General features: G+C 34.4%; 2 protein-coding genes. One reads left to right on the plus strand and one right to left on the minus strand.

From position 1 onward, the window contains the following. Positions 1-40: 40 nt before the first annotated feature. A complete protein-coding gene (locus SVN78_10250; protein ID MDY6821987.1) occupies positions 41-1,063 on the plus strand; it encodes an NADP-dependent oxidoreductase in 1,023 nt (340 codons plus the stop codon). 60 nt (positions 1,064-1,123) lie between these two features. Here the strand turns inward: SVN78_10250 and pepD are convergent. Continuing rightward, positions 1,124-2,320 (minus strand): beta-Ala-His dipeptidase (pepD, locus tag SVN78_10255; GenBank protein ID MDY6821988.1); only part of this gene is annotated, 1,197 nt, incomplete at its 5' end.

Here is a 2,320-nt window from a genome sequence, read left to right on the forward strand (position 1 = left end):
GTAAACTTAAAAGGATAGAAGGAGGATAGATGTGGCAAATATGGTAAAAAGCACTGAAATAAGGCTAAAAAGTAGACCAACTGGTTATCCTACAATGGATAATTTTGAGATAGCTAGCGCTGAGCTTCCTGAAGTAAAAGAAGGCCAGATATTGGTACAAAACTTGTATATGTCAGTAGACCCCTATATGAGAGGAAGGATGAACAATCAAGAATCTTATATAGAGCCTTTTAAAATAGGGGAACCACTAAATGGTGATGCTGTAGGAGTTGTTGTTAAATCAAAGAATAGCGATATAAAAGAAGGTGATTATGTTACAAGTCTATTAGGTTTTAGGGAATATTTTATATTAGATCAATCAAATTTTAAACCTGCTGGGCTTGAAGTTATAAAACCTAATAAAGACATTGATCTATCAGCATATTTAAGTGTTCTTGGAATGCCTGGCTTTACAGCCTATGTTGGCTTGTTTGAGATTGGAGCCCTTCAAGAAGGTGAGGATGTTTTTGTATCTGCAGCAGCAGGTGCTGTTGGCTCTACAGCTTGCCAGATCGCTAAAATAAAAAATTGCTATGTTGTAGGGACAGCTGGTTCAAATGAAAAAGTAGACTGGCTCATTAATGAGGCTAAAATTGATAACGCTTTTAATTATAAGGAGGTTTCAAACTACAACAGTAAATTAAGAGAGTTATTTAACAATGGAATAGATGTATATTATGAAAACGTTGGAGGAAAGCTTTTAGAGGCTGCCCTTAACAACATGGACACATATGGTAGAATGGTTATGTGCGGATTAATATCACAGTACAATAATACTAAACCTGAACCAGGGCCTTATAATTTATTTAAGATAATTGAAAAAAGAATCTCAATGCGAGGATTTATTGTATTTGATCACATTAAATTAAAACCCCAATTTAGAAAAGATATGCAAGAGTGGATTAAGGCTGGTAGAATAAAATGGAAACAAACTGTATATGAAGGTATTAATAAAGCACCACAAGCTCTCATTGACTTATTTTATGGAAAAAACTTTGGCAAAATGGTCGTAAAACTTGCCTAAATATAAATAATCTTAGATAAAATAATTTTGAGAGGCTTTAAAATGCCTCTCAATAAAACTTTATAAAGCCTCTAATAACTCTAAAAGATAGTTGTAGAACTTCTCTACTGATTGTATATTTAGCCTCTCTTCAGGAGAATGCGCATTTTCTATGGTGGGTCCTACTGATATCATATCCATTCCCTTATAAATATCTCCTATGACAGCAGTCTCTAAGCCACCATGGGTTACTTCTATCTCTGGCATTTCACCATATAGAGAGTTATAAACATCCTCTGCTAGTGCTAAAAGTTTAGAGTCAAAATTTGGCTCCCAAGGTGGGTATCTATCCTCTGCTGGGTTTTCACAACTAGCACCAAAGGAGGTTGCAATCTCTTTTATTCTTTCTTGTAATGAATTAAGAGATTCAATACTGGCACTTCTACTCATCATAACTATTTGAAGGGAATTTTCATAGGTTTTAACAGGTGAAATATTAACAGAGGTTTCAATGGTATCTTCTAACTCCTTACTCCAAGCAATAACACCATAAGGTAATTCATTTAGCATATCTATTATATTATTAGTTATATTTTTATTAATAGGATTATAATTTTCTTCTGTTTTATATATATCTATATTAATATGTGGTTCTTTATCAGAAAATTCATCCTTCCACTTATTCAATAGCTCATTTTTTATATTATTTAGCTTTTCTACATTTTCATTTTCTATATATATCCAGGCTGAAGATTCAGATGGTATAACATTATCTTGCTCTCCACTTTTTATGCTTACAAGCCTCAACTCAGGTGCTACATTGCTTGCTCTCTCCAAGAATTCTCCCATTAATTTATTGGGATTTGCCCTTGAGTCAACCTCCAAACCAGAATGACCCCCTAAGAGACCATTAACACTTATTACTAAGGATGTCATCCCACTATTAGGTTGCTCTCTTTCAAGGGGCATATTAATGTACGATCTACCACCACCTGCGCAACCAACTGTGATAACACCTTCCTCTTCAGAATCTAAGTTAATAAGTTTTCTATATCTAATAAAATCTTCTCTTAGGTTTTTAGCCCCGTCTAAACCTGTTTCTTCTTCAACTGTAAAGAGAACCTCTAAAGGGGGATGTTTTATTGAATTATCTGCTAGAACAGTTAAAGCAAGAGCAATACCAACCCCATTGTCAGCACCAAGGGTAGTATTATTTGCCGTCAACCAACCACCATTAATCTCTAACTGTAAAGGAAAAGTCATATCAGCTGGACTGCA

The organism is Deferribacterota bacterium (genome assembly GCA_034189185.1).
Taxonomy (GTDB): domain Bacteria; phylum Chrysiogenota; class Deferribacteres; order Deferribacterales; family UBA228; genus UBA228.